The sequence below is a fragment of the Paenibacillus sp. J22P169 genome (assembly GCF_059691995.1).
Genome location: NZ_JCAUAO010000012.1, coordinates 139664 through 163864 on the forward strand (window position 1 = coordinate 139664; position 24201 = coordinate 163864).

General features: G+C 47.7%; 28 protein-coding genes. 16 read left to right on the forward strand and 12 right to left on the reverse strand.

What is annotated here, in order from left to right; translation table 11 throughout:
• Positions 1–79 precede the first annotated feature (79 nt).
• Positions 80–634 (forward strand): dihydrofolate reductase family protein, encoded by a 555-nt coding sequence (locus AC58QG_RS32390; RefSeq protein ID WP_497366134.1) that lies wholly within the window; start codon positions 80–82, stop codon positions 632–634.
• A 24-nt stretch (positions 635–658) separates the two neighbouring features.
• Here the strand turns inward: AC58QG_RS32390 and AC58QG_RS32395 are convergent, their stop codons facing one another.
• A complete protein-coding gene (locus AC58QG_RS32395) occupies positions 659–1882 on the reverse strand; it encodes an MDR family MFS transporter (RefSeq protein ID WP_497366135.1) in 1224 nt (407 codons plus the stop codon).
• A gap of 235 nt (positions 1883–2117) precedes the next feature.
• Here AC58QG_RS32395 and AC58QG_RS32400 point away from each other — a divergent pair, with 235 nt between their 5' ends.
• Entirely contained in the window at positions 2118–2834 is a 717-nt protein-coding gene (locus AC58QG_RS32400; RefSeq protein WP_497366136.1) for a hypothetical protein, read from the forward strand.
• Between the two features lie 88 nt (positions 2835–2922).
• Here the strand turns inward: AC58QG_RS32400 and AC58QG_RS32405 are convergent, their stop codons facing one another.
• Positions 2923–3114 (reverse strand): CDGSH iron-sulfur domain-containing protein, encoded by a 192-nt coding sequence (locus AC58QG_RS32405; RefSeq protein WP_497366137.1) that lies wholly within the window; start codon positions 3112–3114, stop codon positions 2923–2925.
• A gap of 267 nt (positions 3115–3381) precedes the next feature.
• Between AC58QG_RS32405 and AC58QG_RS32410 the strand changes: the two genes are divergently transcribed.
• The gene (locus AC58QG_RS32410) at positions 3382–3804 is read left to right on the forward strand and encodes a YkvA family protein (RefSeq protein WP_497366138.1); all 423 of its coding nucleotides are present in this window, start codon (positions 3382–3384) and stop codon (positions 3802–3804) included.
• Positions 3805–3994: 190 nt separating this feature from the next.
• On the opposite strand, the gene AC58QG_RS32415 is transcribed toward AC58QG_RS32410, so the two are convergent.
• Entirely contained in the window at positions 3995–5065 is a 1071-nt protein-coding gene (locus AC58QG_RS32415) for a branched-chain amino acid aminotransferase (RefSeq protein ID WP_497366139.1), read from the reverse strand.
• A gap of 131 nt (positions 5066–5196) precedes the next feature.
• Here AC58QG_RS32415 and AC58QG_RS32420 point away from each other — a divergent pair, with 131 nt between their 5' ends.
• Both AC58QG_RS32420 and AC58QG_RS32425 read left to right on the forward strand, forming a co-directional pair.
• On the forward strand, positions 5197–6087 hold the full coding sequence (locus AC58QG_RS32420; RefSeq protein WP_497366140.1) for a LysR family transcriptional regulator: 891 nt from the start codon (positions 5197–5199) through the stop codon (positions 6085–6087).
• A 47-nt stretch (positions 6088–6134) separates the two neighbouring features.
• Positions 6135–7085, forward strand: a complete 951-nt coding sequence (locus tag AC58QG_RS32425) for a TRM11 family SAM-dependent methyltransferase (protein ID WP_497366141.1) — start codon at positions 6135–6137, stop codon at positions 7083–7085.
• A gap of 6 nt (positions 7086–7091) precedes the next feature.
• Here the strand turns inward: AC58QG_RS32425 and AC58QG_RS32430 are convergent, their stop codons facing one another.
• The 5 genes from AC58QG_RS32430 to AC58QG_RS32450 form a co-directional block, all read right to left on the reverse strand.
• The gene (locus tag AC58QG_RS32430; RefSeq protein ID WP_497366142.1) at positions 7092–7709 is read right to left on the reverse strand and encodes a DUF3298 and DUF4163 domain-containing protein; all 618 of its coding nucleotides are present in this window, start codon (positions 7707–7709) and stop codon (positions 7092–7094) included.
• Between the two features lie 175 nt (positions 7710–7884).
• Complete coding sequence (locus AC58QG_RS32435; RefSeq protein ID WP_497366143.1) at positions 7885–8049, reverse strand: hypothetical protein; 165 nt, start codon at positions 8047–8049, stop codon at positions 7885–7887.
• A gap of 128 nt (positions 8050–8177) precedes the next feature.
• Positions 8178–9278: a Ger(x)C family spore germination protein gene (locus AC58QG_RS32440; protein WP_497366144.1), complete on the reverse strand. Its 1101-nt coding sequence runs from the start codon at positions 9276–9278 to the stop codon at positions 8178–8180.
• The gene (locus AC58QG_RS32445; RefSeq protein WP_497366145.1) at positions 9275–10375 is read right to left on the reverse strand and encodes a GerAB/ArcD/ProY family transporter; all 1101 of its coding nucleotides are present in this window, start codon (positions 10373–10375) and stop codon (positions 9275–9277) included. The genes AC58QG_RS32440 and AC58QG_RS32445 overlap by 4 nt, the downstream gene beginning before the upstream one ends.
• Positions 10372–11811, reverse strand: a complete 1440-nt coding sequence (locus AC58QG_RS32450) for a spore germination protein (protein ID WP_497366146.1) — start codon at positions 11809–11811, stop codon at positions 10372–10374. Before AC58QG_RS32450 ends, AC58QG_RS32445 begins: the two co-directional genes overlap by 4 nt.
• 202 nt (positions 11812–12013) lie before the next feature.
• On the opposite strand from AC58QG_RS32450, the gene AC58QG_RS32455 reads away from it, so the two are divergent.
• The 6 genes from AC58QG_RS32455 (at position 12014) to AC58QG_RS32480 (ending at position 17553) form a co-directional block, all read left to right on the forward strand.
• Positions 12014–12583, forward strand: coding sequence for a pyridoxamine 5'-phosphate oxidase family protein (locus tag AC58QG_RS32455; RefSeq protein ID WP_497366147.1), 570 nt, complete (start codon positions 12014–12016; stop codon positions 12581–12583).
• Positions 12584–12676: 93 nt separating this feature from the next.
• A complete protein-coding gene (locus tag AC58QG_RS32460) occupies positions 12677–14077 on the forward strand; it encodes a spore germination protein (RefSeq protein ID WP_497366148.1) in 1401 nt (466 codons plus the stop codon).
• 20 nt (positions 14078–14097) lie between these two features.
• Complete coding sequence (locus tag AC58QG_RS32465; RefSeq protein WP_497366149.1) at positions 14098–15267, forward strand: Ger(x)C family spore germination protein; 1170 nt, start codon at positions 14098–14100, stop codon at positions 15265–15267.
• Positions 15268–15289: 22 nt separating this feature from the next.
• Complete coding sequence (locus AC58QG_RS32470; protein WP_497366150.1) at positions 15290–15511, forward strand: hypothetical protein; 222 nt, start codon at positions 15290–15292, stop codon at positions 15509–15511.
• A gap of 20 nt (positions 15512–15531) precedes the next feature.
• The gene (locus AC58QG_RS32475; protein ID WP_497366151.1) at positions 15532–16647 is read left to right on the forward strand and encodes a GerAB/ArcD/ProY family transporter; all 1116 of its coding nucleotides are present in this window, start codon (positions 15532–15534) and stop codon (positions 16645–16647) included.
• A gap of 72 nt (positions 16648–16719) precedes the next feature.
• Positions 16720–17553, forward strand: coding sequence for a DUF2935 domain-containing protein (locus AC58QG_RS32480; protein WP_497366152.1), 834 nt, complete (start codon positions 16720–16722; stop codon positions 17551–17553).
• Here AC58QG_RS32480 and AC58QG_RS32485 read toward each other — a convergent pair.
• Entirely contained in the window at positions 17550–17942 is a 393-nt protein-coding gene (locus AC58QG_RS32485; protein WP_497366153.1) for an acyl-CoA thioesterase, read from the reverse strand. The two genes, AC58QG_RS32480 and AC58QG_RS32485, sit on opposite strands and share 4 nt — an antisense overlap.
• A 203-nt stretch (positions 17943–18145) precedes the next feature.
• Here AC58QG_RS32485 and fumC point away from each other — a divergent pair, with 203 nt between their 5' ends.
• Positions 18146–19534: a class II fumarate hydratase gene (fumC, locus tag AC58QG_RS32490; protein ID WP_497366154.1), complete on the forward strand. Its 1389-nt coding sequence runs from the start codon at positions 18146–18148 to the stop codon at positions 19532–19534.
• A gap of 401 nt (positions 19535–19935) precedes the next feature.
• Here the strand turns inward: fumC and AC58QG_RS32495 are convergent, their stop codons facing one another.
• Together AC58QG_RS32495 and AC58QG_RS32500 are read right to left on the reverse strand one after the other, a co-directional pair.
• Positions 19936–20349 (reverse strand): hypothetical protein, encoded by a 414-nt coding sequence (locus AC58QG_RS32495; protein WP_497366155.1) that lies wholly within the window; start codon positions 20347–20349, stop codon positions 19936–19938.
• Positions 20350–20388: 39 nt separating this feature from the next.
• Entirely contained in the window at positions 20389–20805 is a 417-nt protein-coding gene (locus tag AC58QG_RS32500) for a YtxH domain-containing protein (RefSeq protein ID WP_497366156.1), read from the reverse strand.
• A 263-nt stretch (positions 20806–21068) separates the two neighbouring features.
• Between AC58QG_RS32500 and AC58QG_RS32505 the strand changes: the two genes are divergently transcribed.
• The 3 genes from AC58QG_RS32505 to rsbW all read left to right on the forward strand — a co-directional run bounded on the left by AC58QG_RS32505 (position 21069) and on the right by rsbW (position 23066).
• Complete coding sequence (locus tag AC58QG_RS32505) at positions 21069–22205, forward strand: PP2C family protein-serine/threonine phosphatase (RefSeq protein WP_497366157.1); 1137 nt, start codon at positions 21069–21071, stop codon at positions 22203–22205.
• 79 nt (positions 22206–22284) lie between these two features.
• Positions 22285–22617: an STAS domain-containing protein gene (locus AC58QG_RS32510; RefSeq protein ID WP_497366158.1), complete on the forward strand. Its 333-nt coding sequence runs from the start codon at positions 22285–22287 to the stop codon at positions 22615–22617.
• Positions 22614–23066, forward strand: a complete 453-nt coding sequence (rsbW, locus tag AC58QG_RS32515; RefSeq protein ID WP_497366159.1) for an anti-sigma B factor RsbW — start codon at positions 22614–22616, stop codon at positions 23064–23066. The genes AC58QG_RS32510 and rsbW overlap by 4 nt, the downstream gene beginning before the upstream one ends.
• Before the next feature lie 29 nt (positions 23067–23095).
• Here the strand turns inward: rsbW and AC58QG_RS32520 are convergent, their stop codons facing one another.
• Positions 23096–23563 carry a Dps family protein gene (locus AC58QG_RS32520; protein ID WP_497366160.1) on the reverse strand — a complete coding sequence of 156 codons (468 nt, stop codon included), beginning with the start codon at positions 23561–23563 and terminating at the stop codon, positions 23096–23098.
• A gap of 174 nt (positions 23564–23737) precedes the next feature.
• On the opposite strand from AC58QG_RS32520, the gene AC58QG_RS32525 reads away from it, so the two are divergent.
• Positions 23738–24196: a DUF948 domain-containing protein gene (locus AC58QG_RS32525; RefSeq protein ID WP_497366161.1), complete on the forward strand. Its 459-nt coding sequence runs from the start codon at positions 23738–23740 to the stop codon at positions 24194–24196.
• The last annotated feature ends 5 nt before the right edge of the window (positions 24197–24201 follow it).

Consider the following 24201-nt stretch of genomic DNA (forward strand, 5'->3'; position numbering starts at 1 on the left):
CACATAAATAATAAACCTTTTCATGGAGCAATGAAAACGCTCAATCGGATAAAGAAGAACAAGAAGGAGCAAATACACGATGAGAAAGATCGTAGCAGGACTATTCATGTCACTAGATGGGGTCATCGACTCGCCAGAGAACTCGCCCAAGAAATGGGGCAATGCAGAAATCATGGCGCGCATCGCGGAAGGCGTGGCGAAAGCAGATGCAGTACTCTTGGGGCCGCAGACGTATGAGTTTTTGGCGGGATTTTGGAAGCATCAAAGCAATGATGTGCCCATGGCGAAATTCTTAAACAATTCGCCGAAATATGTGGTTTCGGGGAAGCTCAATACGCTGGATTGGCAACCAGCGACGCTAGTACGTGGTAATTTCGCAGACGAAATTACGAAGCTCAAACAGCAGCCAGGACTGAATATTCAGGTCCCAGGCAGCCCGACACTCGTGAGATCATTGCTGCGCGAAGGACTGCTGGATGAGCTTAACCTCAACATTTGCCCGGTTGTAGCTGGATCTGGCATGCGTCTCTTCGATGGGATCGAGGAGCCAAAGAACCTCAAGTTGATCGACTCCAGAGGTTACAGTAACGGCGTTCTAGCCGTTACTTATCAGATAGTTAGAGCTAGCGAATAAAACAGCGTATCAATGTCTAATCTTTTAAACGGCACTACGAATGGATCGTCCTGCAGCCGACGTCGTCCTTTGCTCTTTGAGCATAAACATCATATTCAGAAGTCCAAACACTAAGAAACAGACCCAAGGAAGGCCCTGCCAGCCAAGGTAGTTGCCCAGATCATACAAATAGCCGCCGCCTACGTTTCCGATGATAGCTCCGATGGAGAGAGCAAAGCTGTTAAAACCAAAATAGCTCGCAATTTGCTCATCCCCAGCATAGTCGGAAACCATGGTATTCATCATGGGCTGTAGAAATACTTGTCCAATCATGAAGGCGATAACCCCCGCATAGATTCCCCACATGGAACCCATCATGCCCATTGTAAATAAGCCCCCAGCAAGCAGTAAGGTACCTAGCGACATCACGCCAAAAGGCTGCAGCTTATTGTTGCCTAATTTGGACAGTGGAACCTGCAGCAGGACCATGACAATGGCGCCACAGCTGTAGATGAGCCCGATATTCGCATCGCTAGCAAGCTGATGGACTCGGAACGGAACCGCAATATATAACTGAGTGACAAGGGACCACGAGATCATCGTGAAGATCATAAAACGTCGAAAAGGACGATTGCTAAGTACGGTTTTCATTTGTGATAAGATGCCCGTATAGGCCTTGCGAGATTGCTCACTCTGGATAGTCGGCAAGAAGAAGAGACTAAAGAAAAAGGAGAATGCGAATATCAGCGTAGCCGCCAAACTGACGTATTTGAAATGAAAGCCCATGAGTAAAGCACCTAAGACGGGACCTACAACGAAGCCCATATTGCTTAACATTTCTCGAATGGAGTAAATGGTAATACGATTACTCGAAGTGGATAGTGCCGCATAATAGGCATAGCTTGCTGGGTTGAAAAGAGATCCGCCTAAGCCGGAGAAGAAACAAGCAATGATAAAGCCAGGGATGCTGTCGACAAAGCCGAACATACCAAATCCAAAGGTGCGGATCAACAAACCGATGAGAATCGTACGCTTATATCCAAGCTTGTCGGCCAATGTACCGCAAAGAACGGAAAGCCCTTGCTGGCTGAAGCTGCGAATCGCTGAAATGATCCCAACCATGCTGACTGTCAGCAGGATGTCATTCAATAGATAAGAGGCAAGCAGGGGGATCATCATATAAAATCCGACAGCCATACTGAAGGTATTCATGAACATAACCCAGAAGGGTAGCCGAATAGAAGTAAGTTTATTCCAGATGGATTGCATAAGTAAGCCCTCGTTTCTTGCTGCAAGATGTCAATTTCAACACCATACAGGATGAGCGTCTATTTGTATAGGGACATTCTTTGGATGGACTTGGGTAAAAGTTAGTTGAAGCTACTCGGATCTGTGCAACGTTCTTGGTGAGGATAACAGAGTGACACGAACTTCCAACTAATGGTAAAATAGGGCGGTACGCTCATGTTGCGCTCGAATACCATCGAACGGAGGTTGAATGCAAATGCTAATCTCAGTTAAGCGGATGCCCCGATATGCTTTGATTACGGGGGTGCTCCTTGTCGTGCTAATCTTTACCTACTCCACGATCTATGTGATAGAAAAGCCAGGAGGTATAGCGGATTGGCGTCTGTCCAAAGCGATGGGACTAACAGAGACCATACGTGTTCCACTCGGAGAAACATCCGAGGAGGCTATTCGATTATTTCGAGGTACTTCCATTGAAAATAAATTTAAGACCATTCTTCGAGAGCCTGTTCACGGAGGCGTTTTACAATTCAGCAAACGGCTGCAAGATCATAATGGGACAGATCTACAAGTAGAAATGGTACGGAAAACTTGGCTGGGTTGGAAATGGGCTTCCGGCGGGGGATACGCTTTTGGTGGAGATAAAATGGACGCATCATCCAATTCAGCACTCTCCTATATGATGATGCCAGTCAATTTGGGAAAGCCCAAGGGGACCTCCCTGCTATTTGGAGAAATAGGAGACACGTCTATCACACATATCGTTGTGAGGGCTGATACTGGTGAGAGGGAATATGAGGCCAAAATTGTAAAGACTGACGAGGGGTATGTCGTTTGGTACATGGTTCTGCCTGCTTCTGTAGGCTTTCCTTTCGACATGCAAGCGTACACGGATCAAAATGAATTGCGCGCTATGCAGGCGATAACTGCCGACAGGAACAGTGGTTCAATCGAGCGATCGTCTATACGCTAAATAAACAAAGGGCTGTTCTTCAAGTATCAACTTGAGAGCAGCCCTTTGTTAGTGAAAGAATAGAACGGTCGTACGCGTGCTATGAAGGTTAATCGCGAACCTGACTTTCAAATTTTCCTTTGTGAGCTCCGTTGCAATAAGGTTTGTTAGAAGAGAGTCCGCAACGACACAGATGAATCTGTTCTTTCGTTTCCATCGAATCTCCTTCGCCATCCAGTAGCGTAACGCCACTCACAAGCAGGGGACCATTATCAAGAACTTTAATTTCTGCCACAACCATACGCCTCCAATTTTGTACCATAATAGAAGTATGAGTTTTTGGTTCCCGCAATCATCTTTCTATTTGGTGATAATATTACCTCTAACGCGGTCACAACCTTGTTGGACCTAGGGTAGAGGTTTCTCACCATTGTTGCCAGATGCGATTAACTATAATCAATTAGAGCATAACAATAAGAGGTAAGCGGAGACCGAGACTTCGTACGTGAGATAGGTGTAAAATAGGGGTATATAAAGTGTAAATGCGAATGATTGGAGTGATCGCCAAATGAATGCGTCTAAATATGAAAAGTATTTCTCAATTGATGGCTTTTGGTCCAAGTTGAAAAAAGGGGCCAAAAAAGCTGGCAGTAAAGTGATTTATACGGGTTTGCTGCTATTTTACGCATTGGATAGTCCAAAAACGCCGCTCCGCGCGAAAGTTCAAATCTATGGTGCTTTGGGTTATCTCATCTTGCCGCTAGATCTACTGCCAGATTTGCTGCCGATTGTTGGTTATGTGGATGATCTAAGTGCGCTGGGCTTTGCCTTGGCAGCCGTGTCGAAGAGCATCGATGACGAGGTTAGGCGGAAAGCGAAGAACAAGCTGAGAGATTTCCTCGGCGATGACGTTGTGAGCAGCAAGGATATTATCGATATTGATGGACATGTGGTGGAGGAACAGGGGAAACCGAAGGACGAGGAGAAGTAGCTGGTAGGGCTCCAGGTATTCGGAAGGGAACATGAGGACGCTATTTGAAGCAAACCCCGATTTGGTGAGGGAACTACGTTCCCTTTCAAGCCAGCAGGCGGATCAATAGTCCGCAGAAAATACAAAAGACACCCAGCAGGGTGTCTTTTTGATATGTCGAGGCGCGCAGTGCGCTAAGCCTTGAAGTGATTTAAACCTTCGTTAGCCAACCGAACGTGTCCGGCAGCTTGCCGCTTTGAATACCCGTGATGGTCGTGTACAGCTGCTCAACCAATTCCCCCGTGTTCCCGTGGTTAATTACCATCGGTGTACCGTTCCACAAGAGTGTTCCGATTGGCGATACGACCGCAGCGGTGCCGGTGCCGAAAGCTTCTTCAAGCGTCCCGTCTGCATGAGCCTTGACGATATCATCGATTGAAATTTTCCGTTCAGATACGGGGATGCCCCATTCCTTCAACAGGTGGATGATGCTTCCGCGCGTGATCCCCTCCAGAATGCTGCCGCTAAGGCTAGGTGTGACCACTTCTCCACTTATTTTGAAAAAGACGTTCATACTCCCGACTTCTTCTAAATACTTCTTCTCGATCGCGTCGAGCCAGAGTACCTGTGCACAGTTATGCTCTTTGGCCAGCGTCTGCGCCTTCAGGCTGCCCGCGTAATTGCCTGCCGCTTTGGCAACGCCTGTCCCGCCTTGAACGGATCGTGCATAGTGGCTCTCCACCAGGATGTTAACCGGCTTCAGGCCTTCCTCATAGTAAGCATCGACTGGCGACATAATGATAAGGAAGGAATAATGTGTAGCAGGACGCACGCCCAATGCAGCTTCCGTGGCAATGATGAATGGACGGATGTACAAGGAGGAACCTTTCTTCTTCGGCACCCATGCAGCATCGACACGAACCAGCTCTTGAATCGCACGGACGACGAATTCCTCATCCATTTGCGGGATGCTGAGACGTTCACTGGAGCGGTTTAAGCGCTTCGCGTTCTGATCAGGTCGGAACAACACAATCTCATCGTTCTCGGTACGGAAAGCTTTCATCCCTTCGAAGACTGCTTGCCCGTAATGAAAAACCATAGCCGCGGGGTCGTGTGAAATCGGACCATAAGGAACGATACGCGGATCGTGCCAGCCTTGGCCTTCTTCGTAATCCATCATAAACATATGATTCGTAAAATGCTTCCCAAACCCAAGATTCTCGTCTAGATTAGGCATGGTCTTGCCACTGTGATTCGGTTCAATGCGGATGCTTCCGTACATCGTATAGGCCACCTTTCATGTGGAGGGTTCCGTTAATCTTTTACCCTTAACTATAGGAAATTCGCAATCATTGATCAATTGCGATTTATCAATTACTATCATAGTTAATAACTATGATCGGAGGGCACGTGGTGGATTATCGGTTGTTAGTCTATTTCTTGGCGGTGTGTGAAGAGCTGCACTTCACCAAAGCAGCGGAGAAGCTGGGAATCAGCCAGCCTACACTCAGTCAACAGATCCGATTGTTGGAGGATCGGGTGGGATCGCCTCTTTTTCAACGCATCGGCAAAAAGATTTATGTAACAGAAGCGGGCGAGATTCTGCGCAAGCACAGTCGCAACATTTTTCATGAGCTGGAGCAGGCGCAGTTAGCGATGAATGAGCTGCAAGGGATGCAGAGAGGACGACTGCGGATTGGCTGTTCCGGTAATCATTTGCTGACGGAGACCATCATGACGTTTCATGCGAAATATCCCAATATTGAGCTTTCCGTCATGGAGCTGGCTACTGAGGAGACCAAAGAGAAGCTGTTGAGTAATGAGCTTGATGTAGGTGTGGTGTTTTTGCCTGAAGCGGACGAGCAGTTGAAATGTATCCCGTTATATCAGGAGAAGCTCCAGCTGGTCGTTTCGTCACAGCATCCTTTTGCCCACGCGCAGGTGGATGAGATTCGCTTGGCTGAACTGACCGAATTTCCGATTGCGATGCTGCAGCAAAAGTTCTATGTTCGCCAAATGATGGACGATTGCTGTGCGCAGATAGGACTGGCTTGGAAGCCCATCGTGGAGCTGTCTACGCTAGAGTCCCTCATGCAAATGGCCAAGAACCATGTGTGCGGAGCGATTTTGCCTCAATCGTATGTGGATGGCGTGGGGGTTCAGATGCGTGAGCAGAAGCTCTGCGCGATCCCGATTATCGATCCCATTCCACAGAAGGAAGTGGGCATTGTGTATCGGAAGGATATGTTTTTGTGTAAAACGATGGATACGTTCGTGAAGCAGGTTATTCAGGAGTTTGCTTAGCGTAAGGAAAGAGTGAGGGTATGGAGCATATGAATGAGGAACACGACATGGAACAAAAAAGTATATATGTATTTGCCTGTCATGAGGATGAACAGGCTTTGTGCCAGCTGGAGCTGCGCATGTTGCTGGGCGCAGACGCAATGATAGGTGCGCGCTACGCCGTCAGCGCGCGGAAGGTAGTGCCGAGCCGCAGCCCGTTTCTGAAGCTGCGGATGGATGTGCTATACGAGGCCGACAGCCTTTCGGGATTGGCCTCGCAGGTGGAGGTGTTGACCGTGCGCGGCGCAACGTTCAAGGTCGTGTTCGCGGAGACGGACACGGAGGTCACCTATGACCGCCAGCGGAGCGTCGAGCGCGAACTAGGTCTAAGGCTGCGCGGCAAAGCCGAGATGCGCAAGCCGGAGCAGTGGTTCGCCGTAACGGAGCTGGGCGGCCGATGGTTGTTCGGCGACTGCAGCTACGGCGAAGCTGTGTGGCTTCAGCATCAGCAGAAGCCGCAGAACTACTCCACCGCCCTTGGAACGCGCCTCGCGCGGGCGGTGGTGAACATCGCCGTGCCCGAGGTGGCGGGTACGCGGGTCATTGACCCGTGCTGCGGCATCGGCACGGTGCTGGTGGAGGCGATGTCCATGGGGATCGACATCGTGGGCTACGACATCAACCCGCTGGCCGTGCGCGGCGCGCGGGTGAATCTAGACCACTTCGGCATGCCGGACGTGGTCCAGATCGCAGACATGCGGACGCTCGTTCCGCATGTGCAGCAGAATCAGCCCAGCTACGATGCGCTGATCTTGGACATGCCCTACAATCTGTGCTCTGTCCTGCCAGAGGCTGAGAAGCTGGACATGCTGATAACCGCCCGCCGATTAGCGTGGCGCGCGGTTATCGTAACGACAGAGCAGATCGACCCGCTTTTGACCCAAGCAGGCTTCCATATCGATTCACGCTGTACGGTGAACAAAGGTAATTTCAGCCGACAGATTATCGTCTGTATCTAGTCATTATTAGTACATCATCGCGCCAAGAGGGCCGTCCTCGGCAATGATATCCTGCAGCGCATATAAGGAAATCGGGAAATAGAGGAATCCATACACATAAGCAGCTAGCTCATAAACTTGAAAATAAACAACTAGCGACTTATCCGCAACGTAATAATCCTGGTCTGGGCGAATGCCTTTGAACTCAACCAACAATGGAATATCGCGCGCCTTAATTTCGGCTGCAATCATGGCACTCAGCTTAGCGACATAATCGCTGCCAGGTTTAAATAACTCGCTCAGCGTATAGCTTTTACCAGTTTCCGTGCTGAAGGTAAACGATTTTTGGATCGTGAGCCCGTGAGCTCCGCCCGAAAAAGCATAATTGATCAAAGATAAACTAAGTACGCGGCGTTCGTTGGTTTTAATTTCGTAATAGGCCGTCACATCGGTTGACGGGTTTTGCGGGTATCCCTGATCATGCAACTGCTTGTTTACGGCGTCGACAATCGTTGTATTGATTTTATGCTGGACCAAAGGGGCGTCCATATGAATAACAGCGGGGTACAACAGATTTAATTTGCTCTTTAGCACTTTATAGGTTTGTATACTGACGGGTTGGTGTTCCAAGTCTAAGTCGTTCATGATTCATCATCCCTACGTTTTTTTGCTACACCATATTCCAAAGATGGGCGTTTGGTTCGACGGTCGGCATCGATTTATCATGAAAACGAAAAAGAAAAGAGCTCTCCCCCGCGTTCACGTTAAACGAGGGGGGAGAGCTCTTTTTATGCGGTTTATACGGTGAGACGGAAGCGAATTATTCCTGTGAGGAGGTATCCTCGTTCTCGCTGGCATTGGTTGAGCTTTGCAGCGCAGCAGACAATTCCTCTACCTGTTGCTGGGATTGGCTGTCTTCGGCGTTTGCCTGAGCAGCATTAATAGCATGACTCACTACGTCGTCATTACTGTTGTTCGTTGACATGATACAATCACCTCCTTCAAGTTTTCGCCAGAGAACTGGCATCGTAAGCATAAGCTAGGATTCAACCAACTAAGTATTCTTCGGATGGAGGAAAAATATGCAAACAGGACGCAAGTTTTTTGCTGACGTTATTCCAATATACCTGTATTAAGAATCTTGACCTTTATTTTTGGCGTAATACTGATCTTCGGATATTGCCCGCGCCACCAGTCGATGCCTACAAACAGCTTAGGATGAAAGGCTGACACCTCATGTCCAAGCTGTAAGTAATCGCAATTCGTCTTCTGCAAGGTTGCAATCACTTTTGTCGCCTTTGCCGAAATATCAGCTGTGATTTGCTTTTCCAGCTCAGTGAGCATGTCTTGCGTATGTCTTTTATAGCCAAGTCCTGCTTCGATTAATTCAAGATCCAGGTTTAACGAGATTTCAATGTCACTTAGACTGCCATTCTTATCGTTAATATGGAAATCCCGATGGGCGTTCTGCACCTGAACGGAGTAATTATTTCCGTCCAATTTACCCGTGATCAGCTGGTTTTTGCCCGATGTGCCATCCAGCAGATTGGCTAAGTGGGTATCCTCATCATCCAGATTAATGCCGGTATACGTCCCGTCTCGAAACAAGGAGGTACCCGCTAGGCGAACCCCGTTCTCGTAAGGCTCGAACCGATTGAGTGCGAAGTCGTTAAGGAACCCCGCTCCCCCGAGTATAAATTTGACTAATTTGTTTGAAGGGATCTTTCCCCTCTTCTCATCCTCTTCTAATAAACCTACCAGAAATTCCGATATGGTCTGATCTTTAATTTTCTTCTTATTCAGCAGCTTCGGAAGATCACCGTCATATATCGCAAGGTAGCCGTATAACGGATTGGCTATGAATTGGCTGGTAATATTCAGATAGTTAAGCGGCTGATCTTTAGCGAATCTAGTGCTTATTAGAAATAATCGGGTTTCCAGTACAGAAAGAATGCCAGGAAATTCTTTGTTTATTTTGCTTACTGCGTCATAGATGTTATCGCCTGTTGACTCCATGAATAAGTTGTTCGGATTGCCCCCCCCTTGATTGGCATTCTGAAGCGAGGAAATCACATAGCTGACCTTAAGCTGCTTGGTGTCACCCTCGAAATCTACGCCGATTACATCGACAAAAAGCAGCTTCTTCAACTGAGACTGATCCCAGCATCCTGTCAGCAGTAAGCAGAGGAGCAGCGCCGCTGTCACTCTCTTCATATCTCGTTCCTCCCCGCGCCACGCAGCCCAGAAATGATAAGTAGAACAACTGGCAGACTGACGACCAACAGGATTGACATGTGATCCTGAATCGTGCCCATCTGCAAAATGTCGTTACGCTTCGTCATAAAGAATCCTCCAAGGAGACAAAGAGCGACCATCGTCCATACCCAAACATGCTGCTTACCTAAGCCCTGGCTGCGTAGATGCAGGAATGCTTTGACAGCCATAAAGAAATACACATAGATCGTTGCCGATACAATGCATACATAGAAGATGAGGAACAAGATGTCAATGCTCTGCAAGATATCAACATGATAGTTTTTTAATATAAAAATGATGGGTTCTGGGATAATCTCAAGCTGTTTCAAGCTGAACTTCATTGAGCAGATCAGGCAAACTGCAATATAAAACACGGCTGTGGCGGCGTTCGCCAGTGTCATTGAAAGCAACAGCTTTTTTTTGCTTTTAGTCTGTACGTAAGGGTAGGCATACAAGAGGAGATCATACCCAACATAAGCGCTAAATGCGGGATACACACCTTTCATAATCGGGTACCAGCCACCTTGCAAAACCGGTAGCAAATTTCTCGCATCAAGACCGTAGATTCCGCTAAATACGATTAACAAAAAGCTGATGTAAGCGAAGATCATAAAGGTTTGCGATATACTAGCAAGCTGTTTCAACGTTGACATAGCTGCATAGCCGCACACAAGGAGAAGCATAAGAACGAGAATCCACCTAGGCGTGAGTGGAAACAGCCACCTTTTTAAGATGTCGCAATAAAGTAAAGTCAACAAGAGTCCCGAAAAGGTGTAATAGCATCCATACATCAAATTGATACTGGCTCCAATGGGTTTACCTACAATAAGTGGGATGTAGGCATAGAAGTTACGCGTTGGGTAGCGGCTGCCAAGCCACCAAAGCAGCATAATGCCTACTTGTGCGGCAAGTCCAGCTAGCAAGACAGCCAGCCATGTATCATGGCCTGCAACTCCAGCTTCTACATGGGGCAAGGATAATACTTCGGTTCCGAGCTGAACCATAACAATAAGCGAGATCAACTGTCTTTCCGTGATATTTTGTTCCTTTCTCAACGCTTCCAACTCCTTGGATTCCGTATCCTTATTCGATTGCTCGAAACCGTTCCTATGGGGCGCTTACGCATGCTCCAAATCGGTGCCCGAAACAGCGTATCCTTCGTATCACGAAAGGAGAAGGGCGGCGTATAGTACGGGAGCCCTAGCGTTGTCATTTGGCACAGATGAATACAAATCATCATGAAGAAGAAGGCGAGCCCAAACAGGCCGAACAACGAGGAAAGAAGGAGCGCAGGATAGCTTAGCAGGCGAACTGCACTGCTCATCTCGTAAGAAGGCAGGACAAAGGAGGCCAAGCCCGTTAAAGCAGTTATGATAACGACGGTATTAGAAACCAAATTAGCCTGTACGACCACTGTCCCGATGACAATACCGCCAACTACGCCGATGGTTTGGCCAACGGGACTCGCAAGCCTAATGGTCGCTTCTCTTAATATTTCAAGCATGAACATCATCGAAAGTGCCTCAAGTACTGGCGGGAATGTGACGAATTTCAGTGAGCTCTGCAGCGTATTAACGAAATTGATCGGCAGCAGTTGTGGATTAAAGGCACTGACTGCCACATAAACGGCAGGCATGCCAATCGAAATGAAAAGGCAGCTTAAGCGCAAAAGCCGAAAAAAAGTGCCTATCAGCCAATTTACTTGGTAATCATCAGGACTTTGGAAGAAAGACCAGAACGTCACTGGCAGGATGATCGTGTCTGGTGACCCTGCTGTTCCAATGACGACTTTCCCCTCCATTAAATAGGCGCGTGCGCGATCTGGACGTTCCGTAATGAGCAATTGTGGAAATAGGCTGAATTTCTTCTCCCGGATCAGTTCATCGATAAATCCTGGTGCCTCGACATAGTCAATATCAATGCTTTTAAGCCTTTTGTCTATTTCCTCGACGATCGCTGTTTGCGCAATTGTCTTGATGTACATGACAGCGACCTTGGTCCGCGAGAGCCGTCCAATCGTGTATGTTCTTACGACGAATTCTGCAGAATTAATTAGCTTCCGCATGAGATTGATGTTGGTATCTAAATTTTCAATGAAGGCTTCGTTCGCACCACGTAAAACCCGTTCGTTGGTCGGGATATTAATGGAGCGCTCTTTCTTTAAATCCACCCCGAGCAGGCAAAGCTTGCTGTCTCCGCCTTGATAGAGTACGACTTTACCGTACAAAATAGCCTGTACCGCTTCCTCCAATTGTTCCGTTTCTGCATAGTCGAGAATTGATACTACCTCGCGGATCGCATCCTGAGGACGGAGAAACAGTGGTTTCAGAATAAAATCTTGAATGAGGGACGGATCGACCAAGGTGTCGAAATAAAACAGCGTAAACACAGTCCCTCCAATGAGCAACTGTTTCGTTTGAAAGTCGCTTTGTTCGGAGAAAAGTTGGTTGAAATAGGGCTCTGCCGATTCAATCGATGGACTCTGTCTCACACGTGTTCCCTCCTGCATCATCGCTTTCACTTACTTTAACCTGTAAATTCCATAAATATGTAAAAGTCATCGGTGAGGATTGGATTGATGCAAAGACACGCTGACTATAGGTAACTCCTATGGAGATGTTGTCATTTATGTATTTCACAAATAGAGTTGTTGAGTGCATAATAGAAGAAAATGGAAAGTGAGTGAGGGCAAAATGGGGAAATCATTCGAGGCACTGCTGCCAGAACACGAGGCGTTCATCGCTAAGCAACATATATTTTTCGTTGGATCAGCACCGTTATCTGAAGAAGGGCATATCAACATTTCACCAAAGGGGCATGACGTACTGCGGGTTCTATCGGCAAATAAAGTGGCGTATCTGGATTTGACCGGAAGTGGCAATGAAACCAGCGCACATCTCGCGGAAAATGGCCGCATTACGATCATGTTCATGGCGATCGAAGGACCTCCTCAAATCATAAGACTATATGGCAAAGGACGTGTGGTTCTGCTCGGCACCGAGGAGTGGGAACGGCTGGCGCCGAGGTTTGAGATACTGCCAGGTGCGAGGCAAATCATGGTCGTAGACATTCATGAGGTGAAGTCGTCCTGCGGCTTCAGCGTTCCATTTTACACCTATGAGGGAGAGCGGAATACGCTGCAAAATTGGGCAGCGAAGCAAGGCGATGAAGGGTTGCACGCCTATTGGCAGAAGAAAAATATGACGAGCATGGATGGACTCCCTACACCGATCGGCGAAAAGTTATCCACAGATAGTATGTGAGAGGCAGATGTATAATTTGGCAATAGTTCGCCTATGGGATGCATAATTACATCCAATTTGGAGGAAACTACTACCAAAAAGGAAGTCCCGTATATGGAATTGACGCAATGGATCCGCGAGAGGCTGCTAGATCGTTTAGATATTGTCTCACAAAGGATTGAGCAAGATGACTTCATCTGCACAATTTACTATATGATGGATGCGATTGATTTGGAGATGCTGCAAACGCATGTACTGCGTAAGTTGCTGCAGCCATATCCGGGACGTAGTGACGAGCGTCTCCAAAGCATATTTCAGAATTACACGTTTTTTCCGACTACTTATACCGTTTCACATACGCCAGAAGAAGCGCTAAAAGGCTTGTTGGACGGGTACGTCTTACTATGTATTTCCGGTGAGACGGCTGGCGTCTTGTTCCCATTTCCTCAAAAAGCTAAGCGACAAGTTAGTGTATCTGAGAATGAGAAGACGATTCGGGGTCCAAAGGAATCCTTCGTAGAAGATGTATGGACGAACTTGTCACTCATCCGTCAGCGCATCAAAAGCGAAAATCTGGTCGTCGAGCAGTTTGTTATCGGGAGTGAATCACGTACCATTGTCCTTCTGCTCTATATGAATGGACGATGTGATCCTGATATGGCGCAGAAATTTAAAACCAAGCTTCAGGAGATTCGGACGGACCGCGTTCCGGACAGCAGCTTTCTGGAAGAGTTACTAGACGAACGTCTCATATCTCCATTTCCGAAAATGCTGAATACAGAGAGACCCGATGTGGTGGTTTCTTCGTTATTTGAAGGACGCTTGGCGTTACTGACAGACGGAACGCCAAGTAATTTGGTCGCTCCTGCGACCTTATTGTCGTTTATGCAGTCGGCAGAAGATTATTATCAGCGGTATTTCTACAGCAGCTGGATCCGTGTTCTTCGATATGTATTTTTCTTCGTAAGCCTTATTCTGCCATCGGGTTATGTGGCGATTACGACCTTTCATCCAGAAATGCTCCCTTACAATATGCTAATTTCATTAGCTGCAAGCAGGGATATTGTACCTTTTCCAGCGATCTTGGAAGCTCTCATTATGGAGGTTACTTTTGAGGTTATGCGAGAAGCCGGGCAGCGCATCCCCACAACGATGGGACAGACGATTTCCATCGTCGGAGCCATCGTCATTGGGGAAGCGGCTGTTCAGGCTGGCATCGTGAGTGCGCCGATGGTGATTATTGTTGCCCTCACTGGGATTTCTTCCTTTGTTGTGCCGCATTTCTCACTTACCTTAACGATTCGATTCCTGAGATTCACGCTATTATTCATTTCGGCAATTTTTGGGCTACTTGGATTATTGATTGGGGTCTTTTTTATTTATATTCATTTGTTATCCCTGGAGTCTTATGGCACACCCTATCTTTCTCCGTTCATTCCTTATAAGTCTGAACAGATGAGGGATGCCGCTGGGCGATTTCCCTGGACGAATTGGATTAGCAAGAAACGACCTTGATCAATCAGGGAGGGGCTGCAATGTTGCGAAATATAAAGCGTATCGTTGTTATGCTGGGGCTTATCACGGCTGTCCCAACAGGATTAACGGGATGCTGGTCCAAACAAGAGCTTAACGACCGCACCTTCGTATCGACCATGCTCGTTGATTTGAATGAAGATGGGCAGACGGAAGTTTCGACACTTTTCATGTTGCCAAATCGCATATCGAATGGACTAAATTCGACTAGTGTTAATCAAAAACCATTCGTATCGATTTCAGGCAAAGGCTCGAATGTCGCCGAGGCACTCCAACATATTCAGGCGGAGTTACCTAGATCGGTTACATGGGGACAGATGCAAGTCATCGTGATTGGTGATCGTTTCGCACGTGCCGGAATGACCCCCCTGTTTGATCATTTGGTTCGAGCCACGGATTTCAGGTTGCCTATTTATGTGTTTTATTTCAATGGCCTCGCCAGGAATCTAGCGAAGTTAGAATCTGTGTTTGAACGTTTCCCAACTGAAATTTGGCGGGAATCCGCGCATACAAAGCGAGTTCCACCAATCCGAATCCGAGAACTATTATATGCCCAATGGAATAACTTGGGCGACTCGTATATTCCTGAGTTAAGTTTGCGTGATCTTAAGCTGCTGACAGAAGCCAAGACGGTGAAATGGTCGGGGGTTGGAGGCGCTGCCATCATGAAAAATGGCGCAGTTATAGGTAGATTTACCAATGAAGAAGCGATGGGCATTTTACTCATGATGAACCGTATCCCTGAGATGATCATTACCGGGAACCTCCCGAATAATAAGGGTGTTTTCAGTGCCAGGCTCATTGATGTGAAGCATAGGACGCGAGCGATTCGCAGCGGAAGCAGGGCCACCATTCAGGTATCTCTTCAGGCAAAAGCAGATCTTATTTCCATTGAATCCAATATGGATTTAAACGCTCCAGAGAATATCACAATCGTGGAGAGGGCAGTGAATGATCGTATTAGACAACTGGTTCAATCCGCGACTGAGAAAGCGCAAGATCATCAGGCGGACGTATTTCAGTGGAGCGAATTAGTTAAATATAAATACCCCGGGATGTGGCAGGATTGGGCGGGAAGTCCCCGTGAGATGATGTTTACACACATAGATCCGGAATTTCGTGTTCATGTGGTCTTACGAAGCACGGGCATTAGCCGCTCAGCGAAACTTTGAATTCGAAAGGAGATCACATTCCTTGCTGTATTTAACCATAGGTATTGGTTGTATCCTGATCTATCAAATATCGCTGCTTCGGCGTCAATCTGCAAGCCCGAAAGAAAGGAGACTTGCTCTGTCGGTTACCGGTGTCGCGTTTGTTTTTGGAACGATCAGTTTCTTCTGGCCGGAGTGGGTAAATCCCAGTCAGGCGATTCGTTTGCTATTTGAGCCGATTCAAAACTTCATTATTCAAGGATAGGCATGCAGGGAGGTAGCAAGGTGAAGCAACAAGGAACAGTGACAGGACTGCAGTTGGGGGCTTTGACCTTTGTGTTCGTATTTTCTACCACGATAGCCTTTCTCATCAGTCCTCTTGCGGGTGCTGCCTCCTTTGATGGCGGATGGTGCATCTTACTTGCCTCGCTCTGTGGCACAGGGCTTGCGAGCCTCAGTCTTCGGTTTGCTATGCGCCAACCCTCGAGCTATCTGGGCGAGTACGGTGGTACCCTCATAAACAAGTACCTTCATAAAGGTATTCTGTTTCTGATGTCGTTCTTTTTTCTACATCTGGCCTCTTATATTTTGCGCGAGTTTACTGACTTCTTCATACCAACTTATTTACGGGAAACACCGCCCGCCGCTGTTGCTGTGCTGGTAATGGCTGCCGTTGCGTCTTTGACCCAATCCGGTGTTTCGACTGTTTTCAGATTCGCACAGGGATGCTTTTTATTCATTGGCGTGTTGTTCGTGTTCAAGCCATTATTTTTTCTTACGGCTATGGATACACCTATGTGGTACGAGTTTGTTCGTATTCATGATTGGAAGGCAATGTGGACTCAAATGTATAACATTATCCCTTGGTATGGCGAATTAATTATGTTCTCGTATATCGTACCGGAGTTAAATACCAAGCAAACAACCCGCAGAATCATTTGGATAGGATCCTTGGCGGGCACTTACATACTTCTTGTAGAATTCTTGTTAATGATGTTTTTCTTCGGGCCTAAGCTTGCGGCTACGCTAGTATATCCTGCGCTAGAGCTTACGGGATTCCTGCATTTAGGTGACTTTCTACGGAACACAGATGCGTTAATTGTTTCGATTTGGTTCACAGGCTATTTCATCAAGCTAAGTATTATTTTTACGATAGGGACGTTGCTTTGCTCGCAAGCCCTGTCGTTAAGTAATTACAAACCTATTACATTCTCACTTGCAGCTATTGTCGTCTTGCTTTCGCTAATTATAGCCAAAAATCCTGTAGAGTTAGCAGGGTATTTCAATAGCAGCTGGGCTACTTTTGCCCTATTCGTCGAGAGTTTGTTCTTCATCTATCCTTTTGTCTTTTGGATAAAAAACAGAAAAGCCCGTAGTAATCAATCGGCCTCCAAACCGTGAAGCGGTCTATGGCTCCGATCTCTTTCATACATTTTGAATGAAAGAAAGGCGTGCGGAGGAGGGACTTGCAGGATGCAAGAGGCGCGAATAACAGTGAAGGAAGAGCATTTATTCTGGCTCGAAGTGCTGGAAGATCATGCACACTTTCTGAGGGATTATTTATCTCCAGTGGAAACCAAATGGTGGAAGGAAGCTGAGAAGTTCATCCCGCTATTTCAAGATGCACTTCACCAAGCGAAAGGGCTGGTACCGTTAGAGGCTGCGGACTCGCCGAATATGCAAGCTTTCGCGAAAAGCGTGTATCCCCTTGCTGACGCCTATTGCAGGTTGGAAGGGCATATGCAGCATTTGCGGCTGTGGAATCGCGTTAATCTAAATCTGGCACCTTCTTACTTTAACGGGACTATTAATGAAAACAGAGAGTACCTGCGGCAACTCACGTACTGGATGCAGGGAGTTCCCGCTGTACCTTTGAAACTGACCCAATTGTTGGATCTCTGGCTTGAGGATCAGCTAGGGCATGCTGTGCTGCTACATGGACTGCTGGACCCTGTGGAGCAAATACTCGCCCTTGAAACGGATAAATTTGCTTCGCTTTTCTCGTCCTACATGGTGAAAAATCGCGCAATGCAAGGTTATCTCCGTTTCACACCGCCAGGCTTCCCAGCGGAGATTCAATTCGCTAAGGAAGTATTGGGAACCGTGAAAGCCTTCTATGATTTCGTGCAGCGAATTGTTGTTCAATATCGTAATGACCAATTGCTATCGAAATCGACACTTCGTTTTCTAGAACATCATTTTCCTGAGTCGTGCTATTTCATGCGCAAGCTCACTGAATTTATACCTAACGCGCCGCCTCTTGGACACTGTCCGCTAACTCGGCCTTCGCTTATGGCGAACGACTAAACGAAATACGCTCGTAATGCCGCCGGGACCTCCCGGCTTTTGCGCGTTGTGCTGTCCATTGTCACGCTGGTCACAAGCGCATCTGCACACAGCTCGCCTTGCTGGTTGCGAATCTCTTGCTGCAGCACATAGCTGGAGTTGCCGATCTTCTCAGGGCGGCAGCTCACCGTGAGATGCTCGCCTTGCTTGCACTCTTTACGATAATTGATGTTAATATTGACGGTCACCGTTTGAATACCGAGGGCACCAAAAGTCTCGTAAGACAGCTGACAGGCCTCATACCACTCTTCACGCCCCCATTCGAGGTACTCCAAATATTTGGCATTATTCACATGACCGTTCACATCAATTTCGGTGGAGCGGACGATGATGGCTAATTTCGTTTCCATAATTGTAATCTCCTTCGTTCGGATTGCCTGACATGAACAGGCCTAATATCCATCATTATAGCGCTACCTCTTGTCGAATAACCAGTTGTGACTCATAAGGCTCCAAATTGTGGGGGAAACTATACGATGCCTGTTAGATGTGGTTAAAGTGTGGGTACTTATTCCTGACGAAGCAGATCATGAACAGATATAGGAGGGTATGTATGACGCAAGAATATCGGATAGAACGTGATACCATGGGGGAAATCAGAGTGCCTGTGGATAAGTTATGGGGGGCACAGACCCAGCGCAGCTTCGAAAATTTCAAAATCGGTACGGAGCGGATGCCGGTGAGGTTGATTAGTGCTTTTGCGCTGCTCAAAAAAGCAGCCGCTCAGGTGAACCGTGACCTCGGCGGATTGCCGCCAGAGAAAGCGGAGGCGATCTCCCAAGCGGCCGATGAAATTGTACAAGGCCGGTGGAACGACGAGTTCCCGCTCGTCGTCTGGCAGACGGGCAGCGGCACGCAGTCGAACATGAACGTCAACGAGGTGATCGCCCACCGAGGTAACGAGCTGATCGGGGAGGGCGCTCCGCGCATCCATCCCAACGATGATGTGAATCGTTCGCAGAGCTCGAACGATACGTTTCCGACCGCGATGCACGTTGCTGGCGTCATCGCGGTAGAGCAAGAGCTGCTGCCTGCGCTGGAGCTGCTGCAAGCAACGCTGTACACCAAGATGTCAGCCTTCGCTGACATCGTCAAGATCGGCCGCACCCACCTGCAGGACGCGACCCCGCTGACGCTGGGTCAGGAGATCAGCGGGTGGTGGGCGATGCTGGACATGACGGCGCGCATGGTGCGCAGCGCCGTAGATACGATGCGCGAGCTCGCGATCGGCGGGACCGCCGTCGGCACGGGGCTGAACGCGCATCCCGAGTTCGGCGCCCGCGTCGCCGAAGCCCTGACTCGCGAGACGGGCACGCGCTTCGCCACGGCGGAGAACAAGTATCATGCGCTGACCAGCCATGATCAGATCGTATACGCCCACGGCGCGCTTAAGGCGCTGGCGGCGAACTTAATGAAGATAGCCAACGATGTTCGCTGGCTATCTAGCGGTCCCCGCTGCGGAATCGGTGAAATCACGATTCCGGAGAACGAGCCCGGCAGCTCGATCATGCCGGGCAAGGTCAACCCCACGCAGAGCGAAGCGATGACGATGGTCGTGTGCCAGGTCATGGGCAACGATGCGGCCATCGGCTTCGCCGCTAGCCAAGGCAATTTCGAGCTGAACGTGTTCAAGCCCGTGATCATACACAACTTCCTGCAGTCTGTGCGACTGCTGGCGGATAGCATGCGCTCGTTCAACGACCATTGCCTCGCAGGCATGGAACCGAATCGCGCGGTGATTCAGCGCAATCTGGAGCAATCGCTCATGCTGGTCACGGCGCTCAACCCGTATATCGGGTATGAGAAAGCCGCCAGCATTGCGAAGCAAGCGCATAAGGAAGGGCTGACGTTGAAGGAGTCAGCCGTGCGCAGCGGCTATTTGACGGCTGAGCAATTCGACAGCTACGTGAAGCCAGAGGATATGGTACATCCGAAGGCCTAAGGTTGACATAGAAGGGGAGGAGATCCCCTTGGTAACATGTTTCGTGTGGTGAATACAGCTATGAAGCATGCAAAATGCAAAAGTGCATCCTTTTTTATCGAATTAACCTCTTGATCAGAAATGCGTGCAAATGTGCAACTATTTCAGTCGGTACTCGTCCTTTTGGTACATTGTCGGTCCTAAAGGATGCACTTTTGCACTTATTCAGCTATGTTTAGCCGTTTTCCCCGAAAATGCGTGTACTTTTGCATCTTTGACCTTTTACGCTTACACGGGGCGTATCTGCTCTTCCAGCCAAGTTGCAAAAAAATAAAGGAGCTTAGCGCAAACACGCTTTAGCTCCTTTTCCATTTCGGTTTTCCAGATATCGGATGTAACACAATCTTATATTTCCCTATCCTTTAAGGAATCGGATCGGGAATCAGATCACGCTCGATGAGCTCACTATTCGTCTTCATATGTTTCATTTCATTCCCGAGCTTCTTCATTTCGTCCATATCCTGAGCCATAGAGCCATTATTGGCTTCTTCGATGGATTTGCCCGCAGAGCCGTTACAGATCTGCTCCAGCTCAATTAATTTATCAAGCGCAGCACGGCGAACTTGAAGGGGAACGAATTGGTTGTCTGCAAAATCGGCCTCATGGAAATGCACAGTCGTGTTCCCCAGTTCCGAGGTAACGGTCGTTAACGTCAACGGATAAGCGGTTGAGGTCGCATCGTTAGGAATATCAATACGGTACACGGATTTCTCCATGTATTCCATTCTCTCTAACCCGAGGTCAATTAATTGTTGATGCAGGGTATGTTTGTCCATTGTCTAGGTCTCCTTTATATCAGAATGAACAACGCGCAGCTAGTGTTGATTATTTTGGAACGTTGTTTTTGCTGCCTGTAAAGAGTCGGTAACGCGATGTTGATTTTCTTTGGCTGTATCTGCGAGATTAGTAGCTTTTTGGCTAACGGAATCCGCCAGGGATTTCGATTTCTCACTTACGAAGGAAGCGATATCCTTCGTTTTATCACTCACAGCTGAAGCCGCGTCTTGGGTTTTATCACTCATGTTGGAAACGACCTCCTCGGTTCTATGGCCTAGCGTGGAGGCGATCTGGTTCGTTTTATCCTGCCAGGTACGATAGGTGCTCCAGAGGTCTTGGCGCAGCTTCGACCCCGCTTTAGGGGCAATTAACAATGAGGTTATCGCGCCGACAGCACCACCAATCATCAGACCCAACCATAATCCGCCTTTATTTGTCTCGACTGTTTCACTCATACGTCATCTCTCCTTCAGTTTGGGGGATAGGTGTTACACGTCCATACTTAGATGTACCCGTCTAGCGATCCGTTGAAACAGGGGGAGGGCACAACGGTTAATCTACTGGATTTTCTTGATGCCTTGGTTGGAGGAAGTTTAGGATAATCTTGTAAGATTCTTCTTTGCCTGATTGAATTGTCCGCGTTAGGGTTATAGGATATAAGATAGACTATACGAATAGGGACTCTGTTCCTATTTGCCCGGAAGGGGGAGCGCGAGCGATGAGTATTGTCATTGTGGACGATAATAAAACGAATTTATTAATCATTGAAAAGATTTTAGATAAAGCGGGTTATACGAATTTAATTGCAGTATCCTCGGCGAGAGAGCTTTATGGCATTCTTGGTATGGATACGTCGGATGAGGCGGAGATAAAGGTTGATTTGATCCTTATGGATATGATGATGCCGGAAATCGACGGCGTTGAAGCATGCCGAACGATACAGGCGGATGAGCGTTTAAAGGATATTCCTATCATTTTCGTAACGGCGATGGGGGACTCCAATAAGCTGGCGGAGGCGTTGGACGCGGGTGCGCTCGACTATGTAATGAAACCAATTAACAAGGTGGAGCTGCTGGCGCGGATACGGTCGACACTTCGCTTGAAATACGAGAAGGACTGGCATAAAGAACGCGATAAGCGGATCAAGTATGAGCTTGATTTGGCTAAACAGGTCCAACTTAGTGTGCTTAGTCATCCGTTGAAGCAGGAGAACATCGAGATCTCAGCTGTCTATCAGCCTTCGTCGGAGCTGGCAGGTGATTTTTATGCCTGGTATCCGATTGGAGCGCATCAGTATGGGATTATTTTGCTCGATATGATGGGGCATGGCATCTCTTCCTCGCTCGTGTGTATGTACATTTATTCTGCTTTGAAGGATACCATTACGGGTATACGTGATCCAGAACAGGTGATGCAGGAACTTAATCGACGGATGAATCAGCTGCATGTCACAGATAGTCTCATTAATTATTATTTCACTGCGATCTATCTGGTTCTGGATACCGAGCAGCGCACGATTGAATATGTGAATGCGGGACATCCAGCTGGCATTGCTATGCTCGATGGCGAAGTGCAGCTGCTCACAGAAGGCTGCTGTGCGATTGGTTTCTTTGAGGGGATTGAAATTACGAAGGGGCTTGTGTCCTATGAGAAGCAAGCGCAAATTGTCTTATTCACAGATGGGTTGACGGAAGGGATGGAGAACGAGGAGCAGGATGGTGTGACTGAAATCATAGGAACTTTCAAGGATCTGAACGCGCATGACCCAGAAGGACTGCTCGAGCGGCTCACTCCTGCAAGGATAAACGGTTCCTCGCAGGATGACATATGCTTGGTGATGATTTCTGCTTCGTAGCTAGTACAAGCCTACGAAACTTGAATAAAAGCAGTGGGCTTGTTACGATTGAGATAACAATGACAAGGGAGTGTGGCTTATGTCCTCAGAACGATTCCAAATTGACCAAGTCGAATCAGAGAAGTCGATACAGCTTGATATCAAGGGTGAGCTTGATTTGGCAGCAGCACAAGCCTTCCGTCATGCACTTGAAGCCGTTGTTCATCGTGAAGATAAAGCATTGATCCTCAACTTGAGGCATTTACTATATATAGATAGTACGGGGATTGGAATCGTGGTTTCTACTTTGAAAATTCGTGATGAATTGAAGGCGCCATTTGCTGTTCATGATATTCCTACAGGCGTTAGGAAGCTGTTTGATCTGACGGGTATTACGGGATTTCTGAATGAAGGGATCGAAGGCAGCGCATGAAAGTCATTCGTTTACAAATTCCTGCCGCAGCGGAGCATTTGGAGATCGTCAGACTTAGTTTGTATGGAGCAGCAACGAAACTGGGCTTCTCCTACGAAGATATTGAAGATATGAAAGTAGCTGTTTCTGAAGCTTGCAATAATGCGATTCTGCATGCGAAGCCCGAAGATGGCAGCGGCCACATCGTCATTAGCTATGAGCTTGGTGACGATGTTCTCCGGGTGAAAGTGAAAGATAATGGCACTGGCTATGATAGTCATAGTCAAAACAGCCAAAGCAGGCAAACGGGACCTTTCACAGGAACGACACCAAGTGAGCTTACCACGGGTGGGCTGGGCATTTATTTGATGGAAGCGTTAATGGATGAAGTTCTGATCGATACAACGGATGGCACAGAGGTTACATTAGTTAAATATGCACACAGCAAAAACCACGGAATGACGGATTAACCGCCAAACCGTGGTTTTTCTGCTAATCGTTATTTGCCTAAAAAGGCGGCCAGCATCCAGTGGTGCTTCTCCAAGGAGGAGCGAATGAGGATCAGCATATCTGCAGTCGGTTGATCCTTCTGCTCTTCTGCCAGTTGGATGGCCTCAGTTAATTCTGAACACATCAGAGTAAAGTCATCGACGATCTGTTCCACCATGAATGTACCGTCATGTTCAGTCCTCCTCGTTTCTATAACAGAAGCCATTTGCAGGTGCTCAAGCAAGTTGGCTGTAGGTATCGCACGCAGCGAAAGCATTCGCTCTGCTATGGTATCCATATGGAGTGCGGCTTCTGTGTACAATTCCTCGAATTTGATATGTAAGGTGAAGAATTGCTCACCCTTCACATACCAATGAAAATGATGCAATTTCATATAGAGTACAGAGAAGTTAGCGACCTGTTTATCGAGCATGTCTGTCAACGGACTAGCCTTCGTAATCGTCGTAATGTTAACCATGAGAATCCCTCCACCTGATTAAATTTGGTTGGTGCCTACAAGCTAATTACCCAAACGAGGGCTATATGAAACAGTTGTGATCGGATGCATATGAGAAAAAATGAGATCGCAAGTGTTTCAACATTCGTAAACTTGGGTAACTACGAAGTAAGCAAGCAAAGAGGAGGGATTCCAATGTTGCTTCAAATCAGTGTAAGCATAATCGCCATTGCGTTTGCGTTCCTTGTTTACTATTTGATCCAAACCTTGAAGTCACTAAAGCATTCCCTTGATGAGATAACGTCAACGATGGGGCAGATGAAAAGCGAAGTGGCAGAGATCAGTTCCGATGTGAAGGATGTCATTCTCAATACGAATGAGGTAGCGAGGGATATGCGAGTGAAGCTGTCTAAGCTTAATCATCTGTTCACCTCCTTCCAAGATGTCGGTCAAGTGATACATGAACTATCTTCTTCCGTCAAACAATCGGCTGCAAGTCTACTTGCCGCTGTCCAACCCAAGGGAATAGGGAAGCAAGCTTCCCCGTACAGCGGGAAACTGAAAGCCATTCTACAAGGAGTGACTACGACGCTCGAAATTTGGGATAAAATCAAGGTAAAGAAGTCAGCACCGCAAGCCGGTACGATGAAATAGAGAGG

What these genes read in the sequence shown, in the direction of transcription:
- AC58QG_RS32390 (WP_497366134.1), top strand. Translation starts at nt 80, where the DNA reads ATGAGAAAGATCGTAGCAGGACTATTCATGTCACTAGATGGGGTCATC.
- AC58QG_RS32395 (WP_497366135.1), bottom strand. Translation starts at nt 1,882, where the DNA reads ATGCAATCCATCTGGAATAAACTTACTTCTATTCGGCTACCCTTCTGG.
- AC58QG_RS32400 (WP_497366136.1), top strand. Translation starts at nt 2,118, where the DNA reads ATGCTAATCTCAGTTAAGCGGATGCCCCGATATGCTTTGATTACGGGG.
- AC58QG_RS32405 (WP_497366137.1), bottom strand. Translation starts at nt 3,114, where the DNA reads ATGGTTGTGGCAGAAATTAAAGTTCTTGATAATGGTCCCCTGCTTGTG.
- AC58QG_RS32410 (WP_497366138.1), top strand. Translation starts at nt 3,382, where the DNA reads ATGAATGCGTCTAAATATGAAAAGTATTTCTCAATTGATGGCTTTTGG.
- AC58QG_RS32415 (WP_497366139.1), bottom strand. Translation starts at nt 5,065, where the DNA reads ATGTACGGAAGCATCCGCATTGAACCGAATCACAGTGGCAAGACCATG.
- AC58QG_RS32425 (WP_497366141.1), top strand. Translation starts at nt 6,135, where the DNA reads ATGGAACAAAAAAGTATATATGTATTTGCCTGTCATGAGGATGAACAG.
- AC58QG_RS32430 (WP_497366142.1), bottom strand. Translation starts at nt 7,709, where the DNA reads ATGAACGACTTAGACTTGGAACACCAACCCGTCAGTATACAAACCTAT.
- AC58QG_RS32435 (WP_497366143.1), bottom strand. Translation starts at nt 8,049, where the DNA reads ATGTCAACGAACAACAGTAATGACGACGTAGTGAGTCATGCTATTAAT.
- AC58QG_RS32440 (WP_497366144.1), bottom strand. Translation starts at nt 9,278, where the DNA reads ATGAAGAGAGTGACAGCGGCGCTGCTCCTCTGCTTACTGCTGACAGGA.
- AC58QG_RS32455 (WP_497366147.1), top strand. Translation starts at nt 12,014, where the DNA reads ATGGGGAAATCATTCGAGGCACTGCTGCCAGAACACGAGGCGTTCATC.
- AC58QG_RS32460 (WP_497366148.1), top strand. Translation starts at nt 12,677, where the DNA reads ATGGAATTGACGCAATGGATCCGCGAGAGGCTGCTAGATCGTTTAGAT.
- AC58QG_RS32465 (WP_497366149.1), top strand. Translation starts at nt 14,098, where the DNA reads ATGTTGCGAAATATAAAGCGTATCGTTGTTATGCTGGGGCTTATCACG.
- AC58QG_RS32480 (WP_497366152.1), top strand. Translation starts at nt 16,720, where the DNA reads ATGCAAGAGGCGCGAATAACAGTGAAGGAAGAGCATTTATTCTGGCTC.
- AC58QG_RS32485 (WP_497366153.1), bottom strand. Translation starts at nt 17,942, where the DNA reads ATGGAAACGAAATTAGCCATCATCGTCCGCTCCACCGAAATTGATGTG.
- fumC (WP_497366154.1), top strand. Translation starts at nt 18,146, where the DNA reads ATGACGCAAGAATATCGGATAGAACGTGATACCATGGGGGAAATCAGA.
- AC58QG_RS32495 (WP_497366155.1), bottom strand. Translation starts at nt 20,349, where the DNA reads ATGGACAAACATACCCTGCATCAACAATTAATTGACCTCGGGTTAGAG.
- AC58QG_RS32500 (WP_497366156.1), bottom strand. Translation starts at nt 20,805, where the DNA reads ATGAGTGAAACAGTCGAGACAAATAAAGGCGGATTATGGTTGGGTCTG.
- AC58QG_RS32505 (WP_497366157.1), top strand. Translation starts at nt 21,069, where the DNA reads ATGAGTATTGTCATTGTGGACGATAATAAAACGAATTTATTAATCATT.
- AC58QG_RS32510 (WP_497366158.1), top strand. Translation starts at nt 22,285, where the DNA reads ATGTCCTCAGAACGATTCCAAATTGACCAAGTCGAATCAGAGAAGTCG.
- rsbW (WP_497366159.1), top strand. Translation starts at nt 22,614, where the DNA reads ATGAAAGTCATTCGTTTACAAATTCCTGCCGCAGCGGAGCATTTGGAG.
- AC58QG_RS32520 (WP_497366160.1), bottom strand. Translation starts at nt 23,563, where the DNA reads ATGGTTAACATTACGACGATTACGAAGGCTAGTCCGTTGACAGACATG.
- AC58QG_RS32525 (WP_497366161.1), top strand. Translation starts at nt 23,738, where the DNA reads ATGTTGCTTCAAATCAGTGTAAGCATAATCGCCATTGCGTTTGCGTTC.